This window comes from Streptomyces sp. NPDC001678 (assembly GCF_042892945.1).
Lineage (GTDB): Bacteria > Actinomycetota > Actinomycetes > Streptomycetales > Streptomycetaceae > Streptomyces.
In genome coordinates this window covers 42059-65676 of the sequence record NZ_JBIAUP010000005.1, presented here as the reverse complement: position 1 = coordinate 65676, position 23618 = coordinate 42059, and the positions used below count along the sequence as shown (strand labels likewise).

At 73.0% G+C, this 23618-nt stretch carries 19 protein-coding genes; 6 read left to right on the top strand and 13 right to left on the bottom strand.

The window, feature by feature from the left end; all coding sequences use genetic code 11:
* The first annotated feature begins 89 nt into the window (after positions 1-89).
* Together ACFYZR_RS12075 and ACFYZR_RS12070 are read left to right on the top strand one after the other, a co-directional pair.
* A complete protein-coding gene (locus ACFYZR_RS12075) occupies positions 90-1124 on the top strand; it encodes a DUF3533 domain-containing protein (RefSeq protein WP_391908729.1) in 1035 nt (344 codons plus the stop codon).
* A 529-nt stretch (positions 1125-1653) separates the two neighbouring features.
* The gene (locus ACFYZR_RS12070; protein WP_391908726.1) at positions 1654-2103 is read left to right on the top strand and encodes a subtilase-type protease inhibitor; all 450 of its coding nucleotides are present in this window, start codon (positions 1654-1656) and stop codon (positions 2101-2103) included.
* 78 nt (positions 2104-2181) lie between these two features.
* Here the strand turns inward: ACFYZR_RS12070 and ACFYZR_RS12065 are convergent, their stop codons facing one another.
* The 8 genes from ACFYZR_RS12065 to ACFYZR_RS12030 form a co-directional block, all read right to left on the bottom strand.
* A complete protein-coding gene (locus ACFYZR_RS12065) occupies positions 2182-3222 on the bottom strand; it encodes a S1 family peptidase (protein ID WP_391908722.1) in 1041 nt (346 codons plus the stop codon).
* Between the two features lie 257 nt (positions 3223-3479).
* Positions 3480-4391, bottom strand: coding sequence for a slipin family protein (locus ACFYZR_RS12060; protein ID WP_391909759.1), 912 nt, complete (start codon positions 4389-4391; stop codon positions 3480-3482).
* 193 nt (positions 4392-4584) lie between these two features.
* Complete coding sequence (locus tag ACFYZR_RS12055; RefSeq protein ID WP_391908719.1) at positions 4585-5505, bottom strand: S1 family peptidase; 921 nt, start codon at positions 5503-5505, stop codon at positions 4585-4587.
* A gap of 246 nt (positions 5506-5751) precedes the next feature.
* Complete coding sequence (locus ACFYZR_RS12050; protein ID WP_391908717.1) at positions 5752-6546, bottom strand: DUF1684 domain-containing protein; 795 nt, start codon at positions 6544-6546, stop codon at positions 5752-5754.
* A 5-nt stretch (positions 6547-6551) separates the two neighbouring features.
* The gene (locus ACFYZR_RS12045) at positions 6552-7847 is read right to left on the bottom strand and encodes an NtaA/DmoA family FMN-dependent monooxygenase (protein WP_391909757.1); all 1296 of its coding nucleotides are present in this window, start codon (positions 7845-7847) and stop codon (positions 6552-6554) included.
* Positions 7848-7861: 14 nt separating this feature from the next.
* On the bottom strand, positions 7862-8914 hold the full coding sequence (locus ACFYZR_RS12040; protein ID WP_391908714.1) for an LLM class flavin-dependent oxidoreductase: 1053 nt from the start codon (positions 8912-8914) through the stop codon (positions 7862-7864).
* 86 nt (positions 8915-9000) lie between these two features.
* A complete protein-coding gene (locus tag ACFYZR_RS12035; RefSeq protein ID WP_391908711.1) occupies positions 9001-10848 on the bottom strand; it encodes an FAD/NAD(P)-binding protein in 1848 nt (615 codons plus the stop codon).
* Positions 10849-11263: 415 nt separating this feature from the next.
* Positions 11264-12493: a DUF5685 family protein gene (locus ACFYZR_RS12030; protein ID WP_391908708.1), complete on the bottom strand. Its 1230-nt coding sequence runs from the start codon at positions 12491-12493 to the stop codon at positions 11264-11266.
* A gap of 275 nt (positions 12494-12768) precedes the next feature.
* Here ACFYZR_RS12030 and ACFYZR_RS12025 point away from each other — a divergent pair, with 275 nt between their 5' ends.
* Positions 12769-13212 (top strand): cell division protein SepF, encoded by a 444-nt coding sequence (locus ACFYZR_RS12025; protein WP_391908706.1) that lies wholly within the window; start codon positions 12769-12771, stop codon positions 13210-13212.
* Between the two features lie 85 nt (positions 13213-13297).
* Here the strand turns inward: ACFYZR_RS12025 and ACFYZR_RS12020 are convergent, their stop codons facing one another.
* Entirely contained in the window at positions 13298-14497 is a 1200-nt protein-coding gene (locus ACFYZR_RS12020; RefSeq protein WP_391908704.1) for an acyl-CoA dehydrogenase family protein, read from the bottom strand.
* Between the two features lie 150 nt (positions 14498-14647).
* The gene (locus ACFYZR_RS12015) at positions 14648-16234 is read right to left on the bottom strand and encodes an MFS transporter (protein WP_391908701.1); all 1587 of its coding nucleotides are present in this window, start codon (positions 16232-16234) and stop codon (positions 14648-14650) included.
* Between the two features lie 221 nt (positions 16235-16455).
* On the opposite strand from ACFYZR_RS12015, the gene ACFYZR_RS12010 reads away from it, so the two are divergent.
* Positions 16456-17628, top strand: coding sequence for a hypothetical protein (locus tag ACFYZR_RS12010; protein WP_391909755.1), 1173 nt, complete (start codon positions 16456-16458; stop codon positions 17626-17628).
* A gap of 263 nt (positions 17629-17891) precedes the next feature.
* A complete protein-coding gene (locus tag ACFYZR_RS12005; protein ID WP_391908698.1) occupies positions 17892-18908 on the top strand; it encodes a phosphatase PAP2 family protein in 1017 nt (338 codons plus the stop codon).
* Positions 18909-19029: 121 nt separating this feature from the next.
* Here the strand turns inward: ACFYZR_RS12005 and ACFYZR_RS12000 are convergent, their stop codons facing one another.
* The gene (locus ACFYZR_RS12000; protein ID WP_391908695.1) at positions 19030-19245 is read right to left on the bottom strand and encodes an I78 family peptidase inhibitor; all 216 of its coding nucleotides are present in this window, start codon (positions 19243-19245) and stop codon (positions 19030-19032) included.
* A 444-nt stretch (positions 19246-19689) separates the two neighbouring features.
* Here ACFYZR_RS12000 and ctaD point away from each other — a divergent pair, with 444 nt between their 5' ends.
* Complete coding sequence (ctaD, locus tag ACFYZR_RS11995) at positions 19690-21378, top strand: cytochrome c oxidase subunit I (RefSeq protein ID WP_391908692.1); 1689 nt, start codon at positions 19690-19692, stop codon at positions 21376-21378.
* Positions 21379-21399: 21 nt separating this feature from the next.
* Here ctaD and ACFYZR_RS11990 read toward each other — a convergent pair whose 3' ends face one another.
* Together ACFYZR_RS11990 and ACFYZR_RS11985 are read right to left on the bottom strand one after the other, a co-directional pair.
* Positions 21400-22368 (bottom strand): hypothetical protein, encoded by a 969-nt coding sequence (locus tag ACFYZR_RS11990; protein ID WP_391908689.1) that lies wholly within the window; start codon positions 22366-22368, stop codon positions 21400-21402.
* The gene (locus ACFYZR_RS11985) at positions 22365-23615 is read right to left on the bottom strand and encodes a glycosyltransferase family 4 protein (RefSeq protein WP_391908686.1); all 1251 of its coding nucleotides are present in this window, start codon (positions 23613-23615) and stop codon (positions 22365-22367) included. The genes ACFYZR_RS11990 and ACFYZR_RS11985 overlap by 4 nt, the downstream gene beginning before the upstream one ends.
* Positions 23616-23618: the final 3 nt, after the last annotated feature.

Here is a 23618-nt window from a genome sequence, read left to right as displayed (position 1 = left end):
CTCGAACATTCGTACGAACACGCCCGATGGCGTCACCCGGCCGGCCCCCACCGCCTGCGCCCGCCGCCCGAACCCCGCAGGCTCGGAGCATGGTCAGCACCCCGGGCGGCGGCGCCCGCTTCGTCCAGGAGGTCCGGGACGCCGTGACGGGCCGGGCGGCGGTCCTGGTGATCGGCGCGCTGGTGCTCCAGCTCGCGTTCGTCGCCTCCCATGTCGGCGCCTTCCACAACCCGAAGCCCAAGGACATCGCGGTCGGCGTGGTCGCGCCCGGGCCGCTCGGCGACCAGCTGGTGAAGAAGCTCGACGCGCTCCCCGGCCACCCCCTGGACCCACGCACGGTCCCCGACGAGGCGCGGGCCCGTGCGGAGATCGGCGCGCGGGACCTGGACGCGGCCCTGCTCGTCCACCCGCGCGGCACCACCGACACCCTGCTCGTCGCCGGGGGCGCGGGCGCCTCGCTCGCCCAGGCGGCGGAGGCGGTCCTCACCCGTGCCGAACGGGCCGAGGGCCGCAGCCTGCGGGTCGTCGACACCGCCCCGGCCGCCGCCGGCGACGCCCGCGGCCTCAGCGCGTTCTACCTGGTCGTGGGCTGGTGTGTGGGCGGCTATCTGTGTGCCGCGATCCTCGCCATCAGCGCGGGCGCCCGCCCCGCGAACCTCCACCGGGCCGTCATCCGGCTGGCCTCGCTCGCGCTCTACGCGCTGGCCGCGGGCCTGCTCGGCACGGTGATCGCGGGCCCGGCCCTGGGCGCGCTGCCGGGCGGGATCCTCGGCCTGTGGGGGCTGGGCGCGCTGGTCGTCTTCGCCGTCGGGTCCCTGACGCTGGCCCTCCAGGGGCTGGTGGGCATCGTCGGCATCGGGCTGGCGATCGGCATCGTCGTGGTCCTGGGCAACCCCAGCGCGGGCGGGGCCTACCCCTACCCCCTGCTGCCACCCTTCTGGCGGGCCATCGGCCCGGCCCTCCCACCGGGCGCGGGCACCTGGTCGGCCCGCTCCCTGGCCTACTTCCGGGGCAACGCGCTGACCGGCCCGCTGCTGGTGCTCTCCGCGTGGGCCGTGGCGGGCACGGCGGTCACGCTGCTCTCCGCCACGCTCCGGCGCGGGCGCGAGATCCCGGCCGACTGACGGCCGCACGGGGGTTCCGGTACGGGTGTCGCCGCCCGTCCCCTCCACGGGCGGCGACACCCCGGAGGGCCCAGACCGAACGGTCGGTCTGAGTGGTCTTCGGCCATTGCTGCGACGCCCCGGAATCGGTGCGACCGCCGCACGGTCACCGGGCGAGCCTCTTTTCGGCCGGGCTACGGGGGCCTCCCGGAGCGACCTGGGGATCATTAGATCTGATGGCTCGAAGGGTTGCAATTCGCGTTTTCAAAGCCTTGCTTGATATTTCGTCAATGAAAACAAGGCATCCTCGCTGGTCAACACTCCTGAAACATTTAATCCCTCCATATCCCGCCAATCCGGACTCGCTTCTCCGTCCGGCACTCCCGTGCCGCCACCGAGGAGACCCGCCTCACGCGGGATCCAGCCATACGGCACCGCTACACAGGGTTTTCGGGCGACGACTGAAAGTGTCCGTTCGGGGTGCGTTCATGCTCGAGTTGGGCCAGACTGCCGTCCGTTATCTGCACCGACGAACAAGGGAGTGTTCGGAATGCGGTACATCACTGGGGGAATCGCGCTGGGAGCCGCGCTCGCGCTGGGCGGCCTGGCGGGAGCGGGCACGACGGCGACCGCTTCGCCCTCGCCCATACCCGCGGCGCAGACACAGAGTCTGTACGCGCCCTCAGCGCTCGTACTCACCATCGGCCAGGGCGACTCGGCGGCGACCGCGGGCGTTCAGCGCGCGGTGACGCTCACCTGTACGCCGAAGGCCGGCGGCACCCACCCGAACACCCGCGGCGCCTGTGCCCAGCTGCGCCTCAACGACGGTGACTTCGACAAGGTCGTGAAGATCAAGGAAGGCACCGCGTGCACGCGGGAGTGGAACCCCTCCACCGTCACCGCGGAAGGCGTCTGGGACGGCCGTAGGGTCAGCTTCGAGCACACGTTCGCCAACCCGTGCGAACTGAAGTCGGGCAAGGGCTCGGTCTTCGAGTTCTGATCCGGAGCGCGTCCTCGCGCGAAAAGCGGCCCCCGGACACCGTGGAGGTGTGTCCGGGGGCCGCGGTCCGTGGCGGGGTCAGCCGATGGCCGCCCCGGTGGCGGCCAGCGCCTCCGGCACCGGCTGGTAGTACGTCTTCGCGCCCGGGAGCTTGCAGTCCCCGCTGCCGCCCGAGGTCAGGCCGATCGCCGCGTCGCCGTCGTAGAGGGGCCCGCCGCTGTCGCCGGGCTCGGCGCACACCGTGGTCTCGATCAGCCCGGTGACCTGGCCCTCCTGATAGTTGACGGTCGCGTCGAGGCCCGTGACCCGCCCACTGCGCACCCCGGTGGTGGAGCCGCTGCGCCGCACGGACTCGCCGTTGTACGCGGGCGCGGCACGGGTGATGGGCTGGGTCCGGCCGCCGCCGAGGGTCACCGCGCTGGGGTGCTCGACACCGGGCACGAATTTCGCGAGGGAGTAGTCGTGGCCGGGGAAGACGGACGTCCGGGTGGTGGCGACCACCGGCCCGCCCTTCTCCGCCGTCCAGTTCGCCACGACGTTGCCGCAGTGCCCGGCGGTCAGCAGGTAGGGCTGTCCGTCCTTGACGACGTTGAAGCCCAGCGAACAGCGGGCGGAGCCACCCCAGATCGCGTCACCGCCGGCGATCATCCGGGTGAGCCGGGTGCCGATCCTGCGTACGGTCACGGTGTCGCCGAGTTTCGAGGTGACCTCGTTCAGCCGGGTGAGCCTGTCCCCCGTGACCGTGCTGTCGGCGGTCACGACGACCCGGTTGACTCTGGGATCCGTCACCCACGCGGTGCCGGGGATCGCCGCCCGGTCGCTCAGCACCTGCCGGGTCGCGTCCAGCCGCGCCCGGGAGAACCGGGCCTGCCGGGGCAGCGCGCCCGCCGCCCGGACGGCCTCCTCGGCGTCCCGCCCCAGGACGTCGGCCACGAGCCGCCCGGACCCCTCGTCGTAGTACGACCCCGCGGCCGTCAGCGCGGTGAGCCCCGCGAGGGCGGTGGGGACGACCGGGCCCGGCGAGGCCTGGGCCTGCTGCGGGACGAGCGTCACCACGGCGAGGGCGGCGGCCGCCACCCCGGCCAGGACGGCGCGGACGGACACCCGACGGTTCTTCAACTCGGCACCTCCAGTGGGGGGTTGGGCCCAGGGTCGGGATGCGGACCGGGCCCGGAGGGAGAACGACACAGCCGCACCCCCACGAGGGGGTCGCGTCCATGCCAAGTTGGTCCGTCGAGTGTCCCCAGCGGGCGAGGGAGTGCACAAGGGCGAATTTCAGAAGCGCGTATTTTCATACGCGCGCCCCTTCTTGTCCTCAAGCGCCGGACGGGCTGTTCAGCCCGTCCGGCGCTTGAGGACAAGAAGGGGTCCGTGGGCTACGCCTGTCCGATACCCGCCTCCCCTTCACCGGATTCCGGAACACCGGGCGGCATCTCCGGCACATCCGGCACGCCCAAAGCCTCCGGCGCGACCGGTGGCGGGGCGGCCGGCGGCACAGGCGGCCCCTCCAAGTCCTCCGAAGCCGCAGGCGCCCCCGCCCGCTCCAGGAACCGCAGCAGCTCCACCGGGAACGGCAGCACCAGCGTCGAGTTCTTCTCCGCCGCCACCGCCACGATCGTCTGGAGCAGCCGGAGTTGCAGGGCCGCGGGCTGCGCGGCCATCGTGCCCGCCGCCTCCGCGAGCTTCTTCGACGCCAGCAGCTCCGCGTCCGCGTTGATCACCCGGGCCCGGCGCTCGCGCTCGGCCTCCGCCTGGCGCGACATCGAGCGCTTCATCGTCTCCGGCAGCGAGACGTCCTTGATCTCGACCCGGTCGATCTGCACGCCCCAGCCGATGGCCGGGCTGTCGAGCATCAGCTCCAGCCCCTGGTTGAGCTTCTCCCGGTTGGAGAGCAGATCGTCCAGGTCGCTCTTGCCGATGATCGAGCGCAGCGAGGTCTGGGCCATCTGCGAGACGGCGAAGCGGTAGTCCTCGACCGCGATCACGGCTTCCGTGGGGTTGACGACCTTGAAATAGACGACCGCGTCCACCCGGACGGTGACATTGTCGCGGGTGATGCCCTCCTGGGCCGGGATGGGCATCGTGACGATCTGCATGTTGACCTTGCGCAGCCGGTCGACGCCCGGAATGATCATGGTGTATCCCGGCTTCCGGATCTCCGGGAGCAGCCGGCCCAGCCGTAGCACCACACCGCGCTCGTACTGCTTGACCACCCGGGACGCCGCGGCCGCGTACACCGCCCCGGCCGAACCGGCGGCCACCGCCGCCGCCACGAGGTCTGCGAGCATCATGACCCCCTGCCGTTACCGTCGGGTGATACATATCCACGGTATGCCCGCGCCCGGGTGTGGTCGAGCCCCCGGCCCGGGGGCCGGGGGCTCCTTTGCTGCTGGCCGCAGGCGTGGGGAAGGGCGGAGCGCGCTCGCGGTCAGGCGTGTGGAGGGGCGCCCGCGAGGGGCGCCCGGCGGGTTCGGAACGGGTTCAGAAGACGCTCACCCCGTAGGCGCCGAGCGCCTTGGTGACCGGCTGGAAGAAGGTCGTACCGCCGGAGGAGCAGTTGCCGCTGCCGCCGGAGGTGAGGCCGAGGGCGGTGGAGCCGGCGAAGAGCGCGCCGCCGCTGTCGCCCGGCTCCGCGCAGACGTCGGTCTTGATCAGGCCGCGGACGACCTGGCCGTTGCCGTAGTTGACCGTGGCGTTCAGGCCGGTGACGGTGCCGCCGTGCACCCCGGTCGTGGAGCCGCTGCGCTGGACGCGCTGTCCGACGGTGGCGTTGCCGGCGGTGGTGATGCGCTGCGATCCGCCGTTGTAGAGGTCGACCTCGCTGGGGTGCGGGATCGTGCCGTTGGTGTACTGGACGATGCCGTAGTCGTTGCCCGGGAAGCTGGTGCCGGTGGTGGGGCCGATGCTCGTAGTGTGGCTGGAGTTGGTGTAGTACTGCGGCTTGCCCTGGGTGCAGTGACCGGCGGTCAGGAAGTAGTAGGTGTTGCCCTTGCGGACGTTGAAGCCGACCGAGCAGCGCCAGGTCGGCGCGTAGATCGCGTCGCCGCCGGCGAGCAGCTTCCGGAAGGTGCCGGGGGTGCGTTCGACGCGTATCGCGTCGGCGTCGTCCCCGGCCGAGCGTCTGATGCCGGCTATGGCCTCGTCGGAGACGGTGGAGTCGGCGGTGACCACGACGGATCCGGCGGCCCGGTCGACGACCCACGCGGTGCCGGGGACGTCGGCGGACTCCACCGCCATCCCTAAGGAGGCGAGCCGGGCGGCCGAGGGGACGGCCGACGCGCCGGGCTCGGCCCGGGCGACGCCTGTGACGAGGGCGGAGGCGGCCAGGAGTCCGGTCGTCACGGCCAGGACCCTGATGTGTCCGGTGGTGGTGCCGCGGGGGGTGGTGCGCTTGATCCTCACGTTCTTCCTCCCGAGGGGGGTCGGGGGTCCGCGTGGTGGGCGCGGACCCGTGAGGCGCAGCCGAAAAGGCACACCGGATTCCGCTTTCGCCGTGCCCCTGACAAGCGCTGTTCGGGAGTATTCGGGCCATGGACGGCATGGCGCAAGGGCTCCTTTCGGACGCGCCCCCCGCGCACCACGAAGCGCCCCGGCGGCTCTCCGGCCGCCGGGGCCATCGCCCTGGGCCTGCCCGGGTGCTTCGACGCGTCAGCGGGCGAGGAGGTTCCGCTCCCCCGCCGGGACGTCGAGCGGCAGCCTGTTCCCCGGTGGCGGGAAGGGGCAGATGAAGTGGTCGGCGAAGGCGCACGGCGGCAGCAGCGCCCGGTTGAAGTCGACGGTCAGCCGCCCCTGGGCGTCCGGGGCCCCGGGCTTGAGGAAACGGAAGCGATAGCTGGAGACGCCGCTGGTGCCGTCGGCGAAGACGGCCCACAGCGAGCCGTCGGCCTCCGCCGAGACCCGTAGCGCGTACTCCTCCCCGTCCTTGACGAAGGCCAGTTCACCGGCCACGCCCAGGCCGCGCGTCCGCCCGTCGGCGTTCTCCACCACGACCGTCCGGTCACGGTCGTACGGGCGGAACACCCCGGGCAGCACCCAGCTCTCGTCGTGCTCGAAGGCGTCGATCCCGGTGAACGCCCGGCGGCCCGGGGAAGCCGGGTCGAACACCCGGACCGCCCAGAGCCCTTCGCGCCGTATGACCACCAGCTTCCGCTCCCCGTGGGCGACCCGGGCCGCGCCCGGCCCGGCGTCGGCGGTGAGCACCGTCTCGCCCTCGAACGGCCGCCCGTCCAGGGCGAGCCCGTCGCCGGCGGTCGCGGCCAGCAGGACGCCCGAGCCGCCCGGGGCCTCGGTCCAGTGCCCGGGAGTGTCCGGGATCCGCCCCTCCGCGAGCCCGGAGAGCCAGTACGTCCCCGTCAGGGCGAGCGGGCCGTAGGGGGCCGAGACCACCTCGGTGCGCTCCTCGCGCCACTCTTTCCACCGCTGTCGCGCGTCACTCGTGCTCATGGCCGTCAACCTTTCCATACGGGCAGCGGAAGCCCGAGGTGCTCCCGGAGTGTCGACCCCGTGTACTCCTTACGGAACGCGCCGCGCTCCTGGAGCAGGGGGACGACCCGCTCGACGAAGTCGTCGAGCCCGCCGGGGGTGAGATGGGGGACGAGGATGAAGCCGTCGGCGGCGTCCTCGGTGACGAACTCGTCCATCCGCGCGGCGACTTGGCTCGGGGTGCCGATGAAGGACTGCCGCCCGGTCGCCTCGATCACGGTCTGCCGGATGGACAGGCCCTTGGCCTCCGCCAGGGCGCGCCACTTGGCGGCGACGGCGAACGGATCGCCCAGCGGCACCCGCCCCTGGGTCAGCCGCCCCTCCGGGTCGGGGTCGACGTCGGGCAGCGGGCCGTCGGGGTCGTAGCCGGACAGGTCCCGGCCCCAGACCTGTTCCAGGGTGAGGATCGCGGTCTGCGGGGAGACCTGCTGCTCGCGGATGTGGTCCGCTTTCTCCTGGGCCTCGGCGGCGGTGTCGCCCAGCACGAAGGTCACCCCGGGCATGATCTTCAGGTCCCCGGGCCGCCGCCCGTACGCCGCCAGCCGCCGTTTGACGTCGGCGTAGAAGGCGCGGCCCGCCTCCAGGGTGCCGTGCCGGGTGAAGATGACGTCGGCGGCGGACGCGGCGAACTCCCGGCCCTCCTCGGAGTCCCCCGCCTGGATCACCACGGGGTGGCCCTGCGGGCTCCGGGGCACGTCGAAGGTCCCGGTGACGGAGAAGTGCCGTCCGTGGTGGGCAAAGGGACGCGGGGTGCCGTCGGCCCCCGAGGAATGTGGCGGCCAGGAGTCCCAGAGCTCCCTGGCCGTGGCGACGAACTCGGCGGCCCTGGTGTAGCGGTCGGCCCGGTCGAGGTAGCCGCCGCGCCGGAAGTTCTCGCCGGTGAAGGCGTCGGAGGAGGTGACGACGTTCCAGGCCGCGCGCCCCGCGCTGAGGTGGTCGAGGGAGGCGAGGCGCCGGGCGAGCTCGTACGGCTCGTTGAAGGTGGCGTTGACGGTGGCGGCGAGGCCCAGCCGTTCGGTGACGGCGGCCAGCGCGTTCAGCACGGTGATCGACTCGGGACGGCCGACGACGTCCAGGTCGTGCAGCCGCCCCTTGTGCTCGCGCAGGCGCAGCCCCTCGGCGAGGAAGAAGAAGTCGAAGAGCCCGCGTTCGGCGACGCGCGCGAGGTGCTCGAAGGAGGCGAAGTCGATCTGGCTGCCCGCCCTCGGATCGGCCCAGACGGTGGTGTTGTTGACGCCGGGGAAGTGCGCGGCGAGGTGCATCCGCTTGCGCGCGGTCATGCGGTCTCCCTGCTGGGGGTGGCGTAGCGGTTGGCGGGACGGGTCAGGCACAGGTGCTCGCGGAGGGTGGAGCCGGGGTAGAAGCCGCGCAGCAGGCCCCGGTGCTGGAGTACGGGCACGGTGCCGTCGACGAGCAGCGCGAGGTCCCGGTCGGGGTCGCGGGGCCGGAAGTGGAAGCCGTCGGCGACGCCGTCGGTGTACCAGCGGTGGACGAGGTCGGCGAGCGCGACCGCGTCGGCGGCCGCGTGCAGCGCGACCGGCAGCGAGGCGAGCACGACGAGCCGGCCGGCGCGGCCGCCGGGGTCGCGGCCGTGGGCCCGGGCGCGCTGGCGCAACTCGCCGCGCGCGGCGCGGACGGTGTGCCCGGCCCGGGGGTCGTCCGGGTTCCCGACGCGGACGTAGGCGATGTCCGCGTGGCGGGCGGCGGTGGCCCGGGCGGCCGGCGTGGTGGCGTCGACGGCGATCACGGGCCGGCCCTGTGGGGGCCGGGGCACGATGGCGGGGCCGCGCACGCTGAAGCCGGGGCCCTCGAAGTCGACGTGGTGGAGCTTGTCGCGGTCGATGAAGCGGCCGGTGGGGACGTCCCGTATCTCGGCGTCGTCCTCCCAGCTGTCCCACAGCCGGGCGACGACGTCGGCGACCGCCTCGGCCTCCCGCCAGGCGGCCCAGGCGTCCGGCGCGTCGCGCCGCCCGAAGACGGCCGCCTCGCGGTCGTCCGTGGACACCCCGACGGTCCAGCCGGCGCGGCCCCGGCTCGCCCAGTCGAGGGTGGCCAGGGCGGAGGAGACGTGGAAGGGCTCGGTGTGGGTGCTGGTGACGGTGGGCACGAGCCCGATCCGTTCCGTGGCGGGCGCGATCCGGGCGAGCACGGCGAGCGCGTCGAGTCGCCCCCGCCCCCGCCCGGGCGGCCCGAACGAGTCGTCGAGCGTGACGAAGTCGAACCGCCCCCGCTCGGCGAGCCGGGCGGCCTCGGCATACGGCTCGGCCGCATAGGTCCCGGGCCGGTCGAGCCCGACGGCGAGATGAAGCGGACGGGTGGGTTCAGGCATGAGGAATCCTTTCCACGAGGTTGTGGGCAGTCGTGCCGCAAGGGCGGCACGGGTGGGCACAACCGGCCCGCGGACGCGAACCGGCCTCAGCCCAAGAGGCGCAACAGCGCCCGCGCAGCGGCGTCGTTCTGCCGAAAGGCAGGCGCATTGGTCCCGGGCCGAGCGAACGCACCGGACGACCGCGCGTCCGTATGCGGCCCGAGCGCGAACCGCCGAGGATGCGGCACTCCGTCGGTCCCGAGGACCCGCCCGTCCTCAGGGCTGACGGCGAGCAGCCCGGCAGGGGTGGCGAGCGCCTCCCGGGAAAGCTCCCGCAGCAGCGAATCACGCGACCCCACAACGGACGGCTCCGGCAGCCGCGCCTCCACCAACGCCCGCGCCTCGACGGCGAGGCCCGGCGCGCTCACGCTCCGCGCCCGGAACACCCCGCGCTCCGCGTCCGCCTCGAAGGCCGTGTCCGCCCCGAGGAACCGGACGATGCCCGCGCGGGAGAGCGCGAGCAGTTGCCGCAGCCGGGGGCCGGGCGGCCCGGAGGCGAGGTAGCTGAAGAAGCCGTGCCACTCGGTGCCGATGTCGCCGAGCCCGGCGAGCTGCCCGTAGACGGAGAGCAGCCCGAGGAAGACGGCGAGGTCCGGGCTGTGGCAGGGGTTGTGGCGCCGGGCGAGGTCGGCCTCGATGTGGGCGCGCAGACCCTCCTGGAGCGCCTCCCCGTCGGGGAAGCGCAGCCCGGCGAGCGGGCGGTCGAGCGTCTCCAGGTCGAGCCGGTCGGCCGGGTCGGGCACGGACGCGGAGACCAGCGCGTCGAGTTCGGCGCTGCCGGGGGCGCAGACGGCGTACTTCTCCTCGAAGACGTGCCAGTCGACGGCCGTCCGGGCCGGGTGGGCGGTGAACAGCCGGTGGTAGTGGGCGAAGCCGAGTTCCTTCTCCACCAGCGGCAGGATGTCGCGGTGGTAGTCGAGCGGGCCGGGACGGGCGCGCAGCTCCTCGGCCTCGGCGGGCCCCAGGAAGCGTGGCAGCGGTGGGTGTTCGCCGTGCCAGCGGTAGCCGAGCTTGGCTCGGTAGGGGACGCCGCGCCGGGATCCGACGTGGAGGACGGGCTCGCGCCCGGAGGGGTGGTAGGTGAGCGTGCCCCTGTCGTCGGCGGTGAACCGTCCGCCTCTGCCCTCGGTCAGCAGGGCCATGAGGTCGACGAAGGCGAGGCCGAGGCCGCGTACGAGGACGGGCTCGCCGGGGCGCAGGGCGGCCAGGTCGCTGTCGGCGGTGAACTCGGGCGGCAGATAGGTCAGTCCGTGGTCCGTGGCGAAGGAGGCGAGGGCCCGCTGCTCCGGGCCGGGGTCGGCGTCGAGGTGGCCGAGGGCGAGGACGACGGCGTCGGCGAGGAGCGGGCTGCCCCGGCCCTCCAGCCACACCCGCTGCCGGCCGTCGCGGGGCCCGGTGAGCCGTACGGCGCGGAGGCGGTGTTCGTGGACGGTGATCCCGGCCGGCAGGGTGGCGACCGCGCGGTCGTACACCCAGGACAGATAGGCGCTCTGGAGCCGTCGGCCGGCGAAGCTCCGGGGGGTCAGCGCCCGGGCCTCGGCGGCCGTCCCGGGATCGAGGTGGATCGATTCCGCACCGTCGCGGACGCGGGCCGCCCACTCGGCGAGCGAGGGGCCGTGGCGCACCGGGCCCGCGCACTCGACGGAGTCGTCGGTGTACATCGTGACGTCCTCGGCCATGGAGTTCATCCACAGCAGCGGGGACTGGTCGTGCCGCCAGATCCGGCCGCCGCCCGGCGGGTGGGGGTCGACGAGGTGGAGATCGAGGCGGCCGCCCCCGAGGAGTTCGGGGGCGTTGGCGGCTATGCGCTCGACGAGACCGGTGCCGCGCGGGCCCGCGCCGATGACGACAAGGGAAGGGACACGCAGGTGTGCGGACGAGGAGGGCGCGGGCATGCGAAGGCTCCGTGGATGCGGTGATCGAACACGGGATGGTGCCGCCTTCACCCGGCCGCGCCCCTCAGCACGACCGGACGTCGAGGCTAAGCCGGGGCCACGGCTGTCTGTCAACCCTGTCCAAAAGAGCGTCCGCGGTGTGGACCGCACGCCTCAACTCGGTTGACGGGCCAACCGGATGGCTGCTCCACTTATGCCATGCGTCCTCGGCAGCGGCTCGTCACCCGCGACCACATCGACTTCGGTCGGGTGTGGTCCGCCTCCTGTCCGCGCTGACCGCGCGCCGTCGTACCGCCGAGACACGACGCGCGCCGTGGCGCCCGCGCGCCCCGGCGCCCGCTGCCTTCACCAGCGCGGCTGTTGAGCCGCACCCTCCCCTCGTACGTCCACGCACCGGACCTCTGTGCCGAGCGGCTCAGCAGTCACAGCCGCAGTCGCAACCATCACAGCCGTCACAACCATCGCAGCACTTACCGCAACAGTCACAGCAATCGCAGCAGCTTCCGCAGTCTCCACAATCGCCGCAATCGCAGTTGTCACAGCACTTGGCGCACCAGCCCTCGCGCGGCTGCCCCGTCCAGGGGTCCGCGTAGGGGTCCTTGCAGCAGATCTGGCCGGTGCAGAACATGCCGGTCCAGACGGCGCACCCGGCGATCAGCCCGCGCCGTCGCCGCCCGCCGCCCCTGGGCGGCTCCGGCGGCGCGGCCGGCGGCATCACGGGCGGCGGCCCGAACGCGCCCTCGGGCGCGGTGTGTCCATGGGTCGCGCAGCCGCCGGTCGCGAACGCCCGGTCCACGGACCGTTCCAGCTCGTGCGCCAGCAGGAGGTGGGCCAGCCTGCCCTGGGACTTGCTCCCGAACTCCACGTCGCGCAGCGCCAGCCGCACCCCGCGCACCGCGTCGTCGCACAGCCGTCGCGCCTCGTCGAGGCCGGTGCCGGTGGCGGCGATGGGGTTCCAGGACCCGGTGCGGGCGTCCTCCTCCAGGTCCTCGACGGCGTCGAGGAGATGGGCGAGCCGGCCGAAGAGCCGGCCGGCCTCCTCCAGGGCCGGGCGGTTGCCGGGCCGCCCCGCGAGCACGGCCGTATACCCGAAGGCCATGGCGGTGGCCGTCTCGGTGGGCTCGGTGACCTCCAGCAGCGGGGTGCCCGGACCGGCCAGCGCCTCGACGCCCGCCTGCCGTTCGACCGCGTCGACCAGGACGGCCGTGTCGAAGCCGAGTTCCGCCCCCGTACGGGCACCCGCCCCCTCCCACCGGGCGGCGATGCCACGCGCGGCCGCCGCGACCGGACGGCGCGCCAACAGCCCGTCGCCGTCGGCGACATGGTCGCGCATCTTCGCCGAGGCCAGGACGAGCGAGACCGTGGCGGCCAGCCGGGCGCCCTCCCCCTGGGCCACGGACGCGGAGCGCATCCCCCGCAGGGGACAGGGCCCGGCCGTGCGCCGCCAGGCGTCGGACCCCTCGGTACGAGTGGACTGCGCCTCGACCAGCACCGATATGACGAGACCGTCATAGTTGGTTGCTATTCGAGCGAATTGCCCGTGATCGCCCCTCAACGCCAGACAGAGTCCGCAGAGATGCGCCATCCACTCCGTTCTCATGCGTTCCGAGAGTCTGTGACGGCAGGGCCTGATGATCCCGAACAAAACGTGTCCCCGTGTGTGGTGTCGATGTGCCCGGGCATCCTAGTCAGCGGGGACAATCGAGCTGGGCCGGAGGCCGTCCACTCCGGTCCATGCCGCATATGCCCAGGTCCGACGCCTAAGGTCGGCTCATAGGAGTTTCTGACGCACCGCCACCCACTTTGCACCAGATGCGTCACGAAATCCCCGCATGGCCGCCATCCACTTGGCACATCATCCGCATCATGGACGACCATAGAGGAGCGGGCGGAACACACCGCGTGTGAGAGGAGGCGTCCATGGGATCGGTGCGCAAGGCGAGTGCGTGGCTTGGCCTCGTCGACGACAGCGATGACGAGCGCTACTACGGCGGCTACGAAGAGGACTCGGAAGAGGGGACCGAGCCCGGCGACTCCTGGGTGACCAACCCCAAGGTGCGTGTGGCCGACGAGGTCGCGCAGGAACAGGGCACCCGTATCGCCACGGTCACCCCGGACGGCTTCCGGGACGCCCGGGGCATCGGCGAGCTGTTCCGGGACGGCGTACCGGTCATCGTCAACCTCACGAGCATGGAGCCCAGCGACGCCAAGCGGGTGGTGGACTTCGCCGCCGGGTTGACCTTCGGCCTCCGGGGCTCGATCGAACGCGTGGCCAACCGGGTCTTCCTGCTCACCCCCGCCGACTACAAGGTCGTCAGCGGGGAGGGCGGCCGCATGCAGGGCGGCTTCTTCAACCAGAGCTGATGTGCGGGCGGGGGTCAGCGGCCGGGGGTCCGGGGGTTGCCCCCCGGGACAGCACAGCAACCAGAGCTGATGTGCGGGCAGGTGCTCACCGGAACGCGTCGAGGCCGGTGAGCGCCTTGCCCAGCACGAGCTGGTGCATCTCCACGGTGCCCTCGTAGGTCAGCACCGACTCCAGATTCGTCGCATGGCGCATCACGGGGTACTCGAGCGAGATCCCGTTGGCGCCCAGGACCGTGCGGGCGGTGCGGCAGATCTCGATCGCCTCGCGCACGTTGTTCAGCTTCCCGAAGCTCACCTGCTCCGGCCGCAGCCGCCCGGCGTCCATCCGCCGTCCCAGATGGTGGGCCAGCAGTACGCCCTTATGGAGCTCCAGCGCCATGTCGGCCAGCTTGGCCTGGGTGAGCTGGAAACCGCCGATGGGCCTGCCGAACTGCTCGCGCGTGCGCGCGTAGTCCAGCGCCGTCTCGAAGCAGGTGCGCGCGGCGCCCATCGCGCCCCACACGATGCCGTACCGGGCGTGGTTCAGACAGCCGAGCGGGCCGCCCAGCCCCTTCGCCCCCGGCAGCACCGCGTCGGCGGGCAGCCGCACCTCGTCCAGGACCAGCTCGCTGGTGACGGAGGCGCGCAGCGACCACTTGTGCTTGATCTCCGGGGCGGAGAAGCCGGGGCTGTCGGTGGGGACGACGAAGCCCCTGATGCCCTCGTCCGTCCGGGCCCAGACGACCGCGACCCCGGCCACCGAGCCATTGGTGATCCACATCTTCCGGCCCGTCAGCACCCAGTCGCCGCCGGCGTCGCGCTTGGCGTACGTCCGCATCCCGCCCGGGTCGGAGCCGTGGTCGGGCTCGGTCAGCCCGAAGCAGCCGATGATCTCGCCGGTCGCCATCCCGGGCAGCCAGCGCAGCTTCTGCTCCTCGGAGCCGAAGCGGTGGATGGCGTACATCGCGAGGGAGCCCTGCACGGAGACGAGGGAACGGATGCCGGAGTCGGCCGCCTCCACCTCCAGGCAGGCCAGCCCGTACTGGACGGCGCTCGCGCCCGCGCAGCCGTAGCCGGTGAGCTGCATGCCGAGGGCGCCCATGGCGCCCAGCTCCCGGGCGAGTTCGCGCACGGGGACCTCGCCGCTCTCGTACCACTGCGCGATGTGCGGCAGCACGCGGTCGTGCGTCCAGCGCCTGACGGTGTCCCGGACGGCCCGGTCGTCGTCGGTGAGCAGGTCGTCGATGCCGAGCGGATCATGGGGGTCGAACACGGGGCAGCCTCCGGCTCGGTTCGGGGTGATCATCGCTTGCCCAGCACGCTACGGGTGGGTAACCCTCGGCGTCCAGACCCGGCCGGGGCGGTTTCGGCACCGCCGGGCACGTAGGCGGTGGCTGGTCGCCGTCGCGGCGGGTGGGGAGGCCCCGCAAGGGGCCCGGCGGTGTCGAGACCGCCCTCAGCCCTCCGCCGTGTCCAGCCCCCGCGGCAACCGCAGGGCCGCCACCGCGCCAAGTGCCAGGAGCCCCGCGCTCACCGCCAGCGTCACGTGCAGGCCGTGCACGAACGCGTCCCGCGCGGCGGCGCGCAGGGCCGTGCCCGCCGGGCCGTCGAGGCGGTCCGCGACCTCGTAGGCCTCGCCCAGCGAGTGGCTCGCGGCCCGGCCCGCCGCGCTGGGGACGCCCGGGACCCCGTCCACGCCCGGCGCGTACGCCGCGTTCATGACGCTGCCGAGCAGGGCGATGCCGATGCCCGCGCCCAGCTGGTACGACGTCTCGCCGATCGCGGCCGCGCCGCCCGCCGACTGCGCGGGCGCCTCGCTCAGCATCGACTCGTACGCGCCGAAGAGCGTGGTCTCCAGGCCGAAGCCGAGCAGCACGAAGCCGGCGATCAGCGCGTAGGGACGGTCTTCCCGTCCCATCACGGTCAGCGAGAGCACCGCCATCGCCGTGAGCACGAAACCGGACGAGACCATGGCGCGCGGCCCGAACCGCTGGAGGACCCGTGAGCCCGCGAGGCCCGCCGCCATCGCGGCGAGCGTGAGGGGCAGCAGGCGCAGGCCCGTCTCCAGCGGGGTGAGGCCGAGGACGAGCTGGAGGTACTGCGCGGCGATCAGCTCCAGCCCGACCAGCGCCAGCATGGCCAGGACGATGCAGCCGACGGAGGTGCCGAAGGCGGGCCGGGCGAACATCGTCAGGTCGACGAGCGGATGCTCCCGCCGCCGCTGTCGTCGCACGAAGACGACGAGCAGAGCGGCCCCGAGCGCCGCCGGGACGACCGTGCCGAGCGACAGCGCCTCCGCGCCGCCCACCCGCTTGACCCCGTAGACGAGGCCGAACAGGCCGAACGCCGCCATCAGCGCGCCGAGGACGTCCCACGGGCCGTCGTGGTCGCCGGTCGACTCGGGCAGCAGCCAGCGGCCGACGGGGAGGCTGACGGCCATGAGCGGGATGTTGATGAGGAAGACGGAGCCCCACCAGAAGTGCTCCAGCAGGAAGCCGCCGAGCAGCGGTCCGACGGCCGCGCCCACCGCCGCCACCGCGCTCCAGACGCCGATGGCCAGGGCGCGCTCCCGGCGGTCGGGGAAGACCTGCCGGAGGATCGAAAGGGTCGCCGGCATGATCATCGCGCCGCCGGCGCCGAGCAGCGCCCGGGCGGCGATCAGGATCTCCGGTGTCGGCGCGAGGGCGGCGAGCGCGGAGGCCACGCCGAAGAGGGCGTAGCCGAGGAGCAGCACCCGGCGGCGGCCGACCCGGTCGCCGAGGGTGCCGAAGAGGATGAGCAGCGAGGCGCAGACGAGGGGGTAGACGTCGACGATCCACAGCAGCTGTATCGCGCCCGGGCGCAGGTCCTCCGTGACGGCCGGGACCGCGACATGCAGCACGGTGGCGTCGACGGCGACCAGAAGGAGGCTGACGCAGAGGACGACGAGCACGGTCCACCGGCTCCCCGCGGCGGCACCCGGCCCTTCCGCGCGGCGCGGCCGGAGCCGCTGCCGGGGAACGCCGACCGGCCGTCGGGGGCCGGCGGTGGTCGTCCCTGACATCCACACACCTCCGTGTCATGCGCTCGCGGCCATGGGGCCGGGGAAACCAGTTGGGGACCAATGAGCCCCGGCGGTATCAGGGGGCGAGTGAGTCGACAGCGTACGCGAACCCCGGCGGAACCCACGTGGCCCCTCTCACGTCGCGGGGCTGGGACAATCGATCGGTGACCGTTCACGCTTCCTCCACCTCACCGGCCCCGGCCGTCACGGCGCCCTCCGGCATATCCGCCGAGGTCGCTGCCGGTGCCCTCATCGGTGGCCGGCCCGCCCGGGTCCGTGCCGCGCTGCGCCGGGCCGCGCCCGCGCTGCTGCTGTACGCGGCGGTGCGGGTGCTGGGGGTGGTGGCGCTGGCGCTGTGGGGAATGGCGGACGGCAAGGAGGCGCGTCATCTGCTGTCGGCGCGCTGGGACTCCGTCTGGTACGCGCGGGTAGCGGAGCAGGGGTACGGCTACACGCTTCAGCTGGCGGGCGGGAAGGTCCATTCCGACCTGGCGTTCTTCCCGCTGCTGCCCTGGCTGGAGCGGTCGCTGTCGGCGGTGCTGCCGCTGTCGGCACCGGACGCGGGCCTGGTGGTCTCGGCGGTCGCCGGTCTCGCCGCCGCGTGGGGGATCTTCGCGGTGGGCTCGCTCGCCTACGGGCGGCGGGCCGGGGTGGCGCTGGCGGTGCTGTGGGCCGCGCTGCCGGTGGGCGTCGTGCAGTCGATGGCGTACTCGGAGTCGCTGTTCACGGCGCTGGCGGCGTGGGCCCTGTACTGCGTGCTGACCGGCCGGTGGGTGTGGGCGGGCGCGCTGGCGGCGCTGGCCGGGCTGACCCGGCCGGTGGGGGCGGCCGTGGTGGCGGCGGTCTGGCTGACCGCGGCGGTGGCCCTGCTGCGGGCGCGCCGCCGGGGCGAGGCGGCGCCGTTCGCCCGGGTGCTGCCGGGAGTGGTGCTCGCTCCGCTGGGCTGGCTGGCGTATGTCGTCTGGGTGGGGATGCGCACCGGTTCCGTCACCGGTTATCTCGACGTCCAGGGCGGCTGGGGCAATGGTTTCGACGGTGGGCTGGCCTTCGGCTCGTTCATCTGGGAACGGCTGACGGGGCCCGCCTGGCCGGCGGGGGTGGCGCTGCTGCTCGGTGTGGCCCTGGTGATCCGGCTGTATCTGGCCGGAGTGCGTCAGGGGCAGCCGCTGCCGTTGCTCGTCTATACGGGGACGGTGCTGCTGCTGGCGCTCACGGCCAAGGGGTACTTCGGGTCCAAGCCACGGCTGATGCTGCCCGCCTTTCCCCTGCTGCTGCCCCTGGCGGTGGCCCTGGCCCGGCTACGCACGGTACGCGCGGTGACCGTGATGACGGCTGTCGCGCTCGCGTCGGCGGTCTATGGCGCGTTCTGGCTGCACGGTTCCGGCCCGCCATGATCGTAATTCCCGGGCGGCCCGGCGGGCCGCCGGGAAACGGCGCGGAACCCCTCGGCCACATGCCGATAAACGCGGTCCCACGAAAAGGAATTAATACCTCGCCAGGCTTTGACCAAAGCCGTCCCGCGTTTCTTTAACCGATTCTTATTCGCCCGTTTCAAACATGCGGCGAGCCACGATTGAGACGCATTCCACATCACATCGTCATCACAAAGAGCCTCGATCGGCCGAACCCTCCTGTCACGCAATGTAACGTCGATTGAGTGCGTACCAACGACGAGCTCGTCCCTGCGGAGGAGCGCTCCCAACCCGTGCGGCCGCGGATGACCCGGACCCGCCTGGGCATCTTCGTGGCGACCTCCGTGGTCTACGTGGCCATCGTGGTCGGCGTGCTCACCACCTCCTGGCCGGTGCGCTTCGACTGGCAGGTCATGCTCTTCCGGCCCTACAAGCAGTGGCCGGAGATCCACACCTTCCTCGACTACTTCGTGGTCCTGGGCCAGCGCGGCCCGACCGCCGTGGCCGTCGCGGCGTGGCTGGGCTGGTGTACGTACAGACAGAAGACCCTGCGCCCGCTGCTGGTGCTGGGCACGTCGCTGCTGCTGCTCAACGCGACCGTGGGCGCCGCCAAGATCGGCATGGGCCGGCTCGGTCCGCACTACGCCACCGCCGTCGGCTCGAACGAGATGTTCGCGGGCGGCGACATATTCCCCTCGGGACACACCGCGAACGCGGTGGTGACCTGGGGCGTCCTCGCCTATCTGGCCACCACGCCGCGCACCCGGCGGATCTCCTCGGTGTGCGCCGCGATGCTGGCGCTCGGCGTCGGGATGACCACGGTCTACCTGGGCACGCACTGGATGAGCGACGTCACCCTGGGCTGGACCGCCGGCCTGCTGGTGCTGCTGGCCCTGCCCTGGTTCGAGCCGCTGATGGCCCGCACCGAGGCCTGGCTGCTGGGCGTGTGGCTGCGGCTGCGCAGCGGCCGGCTGCTCACGGCGCCCTTCCCCGCACCGGTCGCGGCGTCCGTGCCGCTGGGCGCGCCCCGCACCCCGGCCGACGACGAGCTGCCGGTCCGCGAGCCCGTGGGCGCCGGCAGCCGCTCGGGCGGCGGGACCGCCCGGGTCGCCGACGGCAGAGCGCATCCGCCGCTGCGGCCGCACGCGGTCCGCTCCGAGCGGAGTCCGGTCACCCCGGCCGGCAGCCGCCGGCCGCCGCACGCCGACCGGATGCCGCGCGGCACCTCCTTCGGCCCGTCGGCCGGGCGCGGCCGGGCCTGAGCCCGCCTCAGCCCGCCGGTCGCGGAAGAGCGCGAAGGCGGCCGTCACGGAACACCGCGAAGGCGGCCCCGGAGATCCTCCGGGGCCGCCTTCGCGCGTCGGGGCCGCCGCTGTCCGGCCGTCAGCCCTTCCAGCAGCGCCGTACGGTGCCGTGCTCGACCTCCAGATTCAGCCGGCCCGCGCGGTACTCCATGGTGACGATCGCGCCAGGCGGCAGCGTCCTCACGTCCGTCCAGCCGCGGGCGCGTGCCCGGTCGGCGGCCTCGTCGGCCGCGAGGCCGACATAGGCGGCGGGGTCGTCGTCGGGATCGGCGGGGAGTCCGGGGAGGGTTGCCATGGCAGCCACCGTAGGCGGCCGGGCGGGCCGCCGCCCAGCCTCCCCTCCCCCTCGGTTCTCTCCCCCCGGTCCGCCACTGGTCACACTTCTGTCACAGTGCCCCCGTGGGGGTTTGCGCCGAATTCCCTCACCCCCACGGGGTGTTCCTTTTCCCTCCGTAAGCCTCCACAAAAACTCGTCGGGGAATTCACCACACCTTCCCGGAAGGCCCTCCGGCAACTCCCCCGGAACCCCGGCGAATTCCCGCCCCACGCCCCCGGCCCCGCATTGATCCAACGGAATTGCCGGGGCCCGGGCCTATCGGCGCCGGAGCCCTCGGAATTTCATGTTCCGGAACGTCCCGGCGGCGAGGCGCCCTCGCGCGCGCGGCGCCACCGGAGCATCATGGCGGGTGCCCGCGAGGACACTCGCGTATCCGAGAGCACCACAGGCGAGGGGGCACGGATGGGGACCGACACCGCGCAGGCCGCCGCGGCCGGACCGGCCGGGCCGGCCGGGGAGCGCAGCCCGGGCCGGATCATCGTGGACTGGCTGACGACGACCGACCACAAGAAGATCGGGAACCTCTACCTGATCACATCGTTCGGCTTCTTCCTCATCGGCGGGCTGCTCGCCATGCTGATGCGCGCCGAGCTGGCCCGACCGGGGCTCCAGCTGATGAGCAACGAGCAGTTCAACGAGGTGTTCACCGCGCATGGCACGATCATGCTGCTGCTGTTCGCCACCCCGGCCTTCGCGGGCTTCGCCAACGCGATCATGCCGCTTCAGATCGGCTCGCCCGATGTGGCGTTCCCCCGGCTGAACATGTTCGCCTACTGGCTCTACCTCTTCGGCGGCATCATCGTGGTCTCCAGCCTGCTGATGCCCGAGGGCGGCGCCTCCTTCGGCTGGACCGCCTACGCCCCGCTGAACAGCGGGGCCCGCTCACCGGGCCTGGGCGGCGACATGTGGATCATGGGGCTGGCGCTCGCCGGCTTCGGCACCATCCTCGGCGCGGTGAACTTCCTGACCACGATCATCGGGATGCGCGCCCCCGGGATGACGATGTTCCGGATGCCGGTCTTCACCTGGAACGTGCTCTTCACCTCGATCCTCATCCTGCTCGCCTTCCCCGTGCTGGCGGCGGCGCTGCTCTCCCTGGAGGCGGACCGACGGTTCGGGGCCCTGGTCTTCGAGCCCCAGTGGGGCGGGGCGCTGCTGTGGCAGCACCTGTTCTGGTTCTTCGGCCACCCCGAGGTGTACATCATCGCGCTGCCGTTCTTCGGCATCATCAGCGAGATCATCCCGGTCTTCTCCCGCAAGCCGATCTTCGGCTATGTGATGCTCATCGGCGCCACCATGGCCATCACGGCCCTGTCGGTGGTGGTCTGGGCGCACCACATGTTCGCCACCGGCGCGGTGCTGCTGCCCTTCTTCTCGTTCATGTCGTTCCTGATCGCGGTGCCGACCGGGGTGAAGTTCTTCAACTGGATCGGCACGATGTGGCAGGGCTCGCTGTCCTTCGAGACGCCCATGCTGTGGTCGGTGGGCTTCCTGGTCAGCTTCCTCTTCGGCGGTCTGACCGGGGTGATCCTCGCCTCGCCGCCGCTGGACTTCCACGTCACCGACACCTACTTCGTCGTGGCGCACTTCCACTACGTGGTCTTCGGGACGGTGGTCTTCGCGACGTTCGCCGGCTTCTACTTCTGGTGGCCGAAGCTCACCGGGAAGATGCTGGAGGAGCGGCTGGGCAAGCTCCACTTCTGGACTCTCTTCACCGGCTTCCACCTCACCTTCCTCGTCCAGCACTGGCTGGGCGCCGAGGGGATGCCCCGCCGTTACGCCGACTACCTGGCGGCCGACGGCTTCACCGCCCTCAACACCGTCTCCTCGATCGGGGCGTTCCTGCTGGGCCTGTCCAACCTGCCGTTCTTCCACAACATCTGGAAGACCGCCAGGTACGGGAAGAAGGTCGAGGTGGACGACCCCTGGGGGTACGGGCGCTCGCTGGAGTGGGCGACCTCCTGCCCGCCGCCCCGGCACAACTTCACCCGCATCCCGCGCATCCGCTCCGAGTCCCCGGCCTTCGACCTCCACCACCCGGAGAACGCCGGGAAGGAACAGCCGCACGCCGCGGCCGGGTCCGCCGGCTGAGCCCGGCAGGCCGGTGGCCGGCTACCGGCCGGCCCCCGGCGGGCACTCGCCGATCCGCACCGAAAGGTCGTTGTCGGCGGTGTAGTACGGGCCCGCCTGGGCAGGGGCGTACGGGGCGGTCACATCCCGCGCCGGGTAGACGAAGACGTGCTTCTTGTCCGCGACATCGTCCAGGATCCGGGCCAGGCGGACCGGGGTCCCCTCCGGTCCGCGCAGCCACAGGTCCCACACCTCGGGGCCGCCGCGCCACGGCGCGCACAGCCCGGCGAAGGGAAGGGCGAAGGCGAAGTCCTGTCCCCCGGCGGCGGTCAGCGGGGCCGTGACGGTCAGCTCCGCCCGCCGGCAGCGGGCCTCCACGACCGCCCCCGCCAGCCAGGCCCCGGGGTCCTCCACCCGGTAGAGCGTGCCCCGGACGGTTATGCCCTCGGGGTCGACGAGCACGTCCCCGGCCTCCGCGTGCGGGGCGCGCTGCCAGCTGCGCAGCGAGAGGTTGCCGTGCTTGGTGGCGTAGGGGATGCGCACGGCCAGCGGGGAGGTGCTGGGGCCGGGCCGGCGGTCGATCAGGGAGCGCAGATCGGCGAGGCCGGGCAGCAGCCGTCGCGGGGTGTCCTCACCACAGGCCAGATGGACGTCCCAGCGCCCCTCGGGCAGGGCGACGGTGCTGGGCAGCACGGCCCGCAGCCGGCCGTCGCCGTTGGGGGTGAGCGGCAGCCGGACCTCCTCCTCGCCCTCCGCACGGCCCCGGAGGCGCAGCACGAGCGCGGCGGACCAGTGGGCGTCGGCGGCCCGGCCGGGAGCGTCGAGGTCGAAGGTGAGCCCGCCCGCGGAGTCCGCGATGCAGTCGGCGCTGGGGTTCCCCGCGCCGGCGGACAGGGGAGGGGCAGACACGATGACGCTCTCCTCGGAAGTGGTGGTCGGGGCCGGCGGGGCGACCGCCGCGAAGGGGCGGTCCCCGGCCCGCTCGGGCACGGTGGGCCGGTTCGGCGTCATGCGGCTCGTACCTTCCGCAGGGCGGAGCGGCCCCGGTCCTTGGCCTGGAAGGCCGTGCTGAGCAGGGCGCCCCGGGTGCGGTGCAGCCCGCCGCGGAGGCCGCCGCGCGTGCGCAGGCCGGCGAAGAGGGTCTCGTAGCGGGCGGCGACGGCCGCCGGGTCGAAGCGCGCCGAGTTCGCCAGCGCCGCCATGCCCATGCGCCGGCGCAGCTCGTCGTCGTTGATCAGCCGCAGCAGCCCGGCGGCGATGGCCTCGGTCCGCCCGACGGGCACCAGGAGGCCGTCCGTGCCGTCGGCGATGATCTCGCCGGGGCCGTGGGGGCAGTCGGTGGCCACCACCGGCAGCCCGCAGCGCATCGCCTCGACGATCGTCATGCCGAAGGACTCCAGGCTGGAGGTGACCGCGCCGATGGACCCCTTGACCCACTCGGGCTCCAGGGGGCTGGCGGGGCCCATGAGGTAGACGTGGTTGTAGAGACCGAGCTTGTCGATCAGCGCCCGCAGCTTCGCCCGCTCGGCACCGGCGCCGTAGATCCGCAGCCGCCAGTCGGGGCGTTCGGCCACGACCAGGGCGAAGGCGCGGACGAGGACGTCGTAGCGCTTGACGGGGGCCAGCCGCCCCGCCGCGACCACCCATTTGCCGCTGCCGTCGGCGGGCGCGATCCCCGGCGCGGGCACGCCGTTGGGCACCGCCTCGACGCGCACGCCGGGCAGCCGCATCAGCCGCCGGTAGGTGCGTGCGTCCGCCTCGGTGACGGTGGTGACGGCGTCGAGGCGCGGATAGTGCGTCCGCAGCACCCGCTTGAGCTGCGCGGAGTGGGTGCCCAGCGTCAGGTGCTCCTGGCCGACGCGCACCGGGCCGCGCCGGGCCTGCTGGGCGATGTGCACATTGAGGCCGGGCCGGGTGCCGACGACCACGTCGCAGTCCAGACGGCGCAGGTGCTCGGCGATCCGGCGGTCCGTCAGCAGGCTGTACTGCCCGTGGCGCCCCTCGGCGGCGGGGAAGACGACGGCGGGGCGCCGGTGGTCCGGGTCGTCGCCCTCGTAGCCGGGTCCCCCTCTGCGCAGGTCCACCAGGTGCCGCAGCCGCACCTTGCCGCCGGGGGCGAGGACGGGCTCCTCCCGGTGCCGGAAGACGGAGACGATCTCCACGTCGTGCTGCTCGGCGAGGGTGCCGGCGAGGGTGTGGGTGGTCCGGATCGTGCCGCCGATCCCGTACGCGTTGTGGATCAGGAATGAGATGCGCATTCG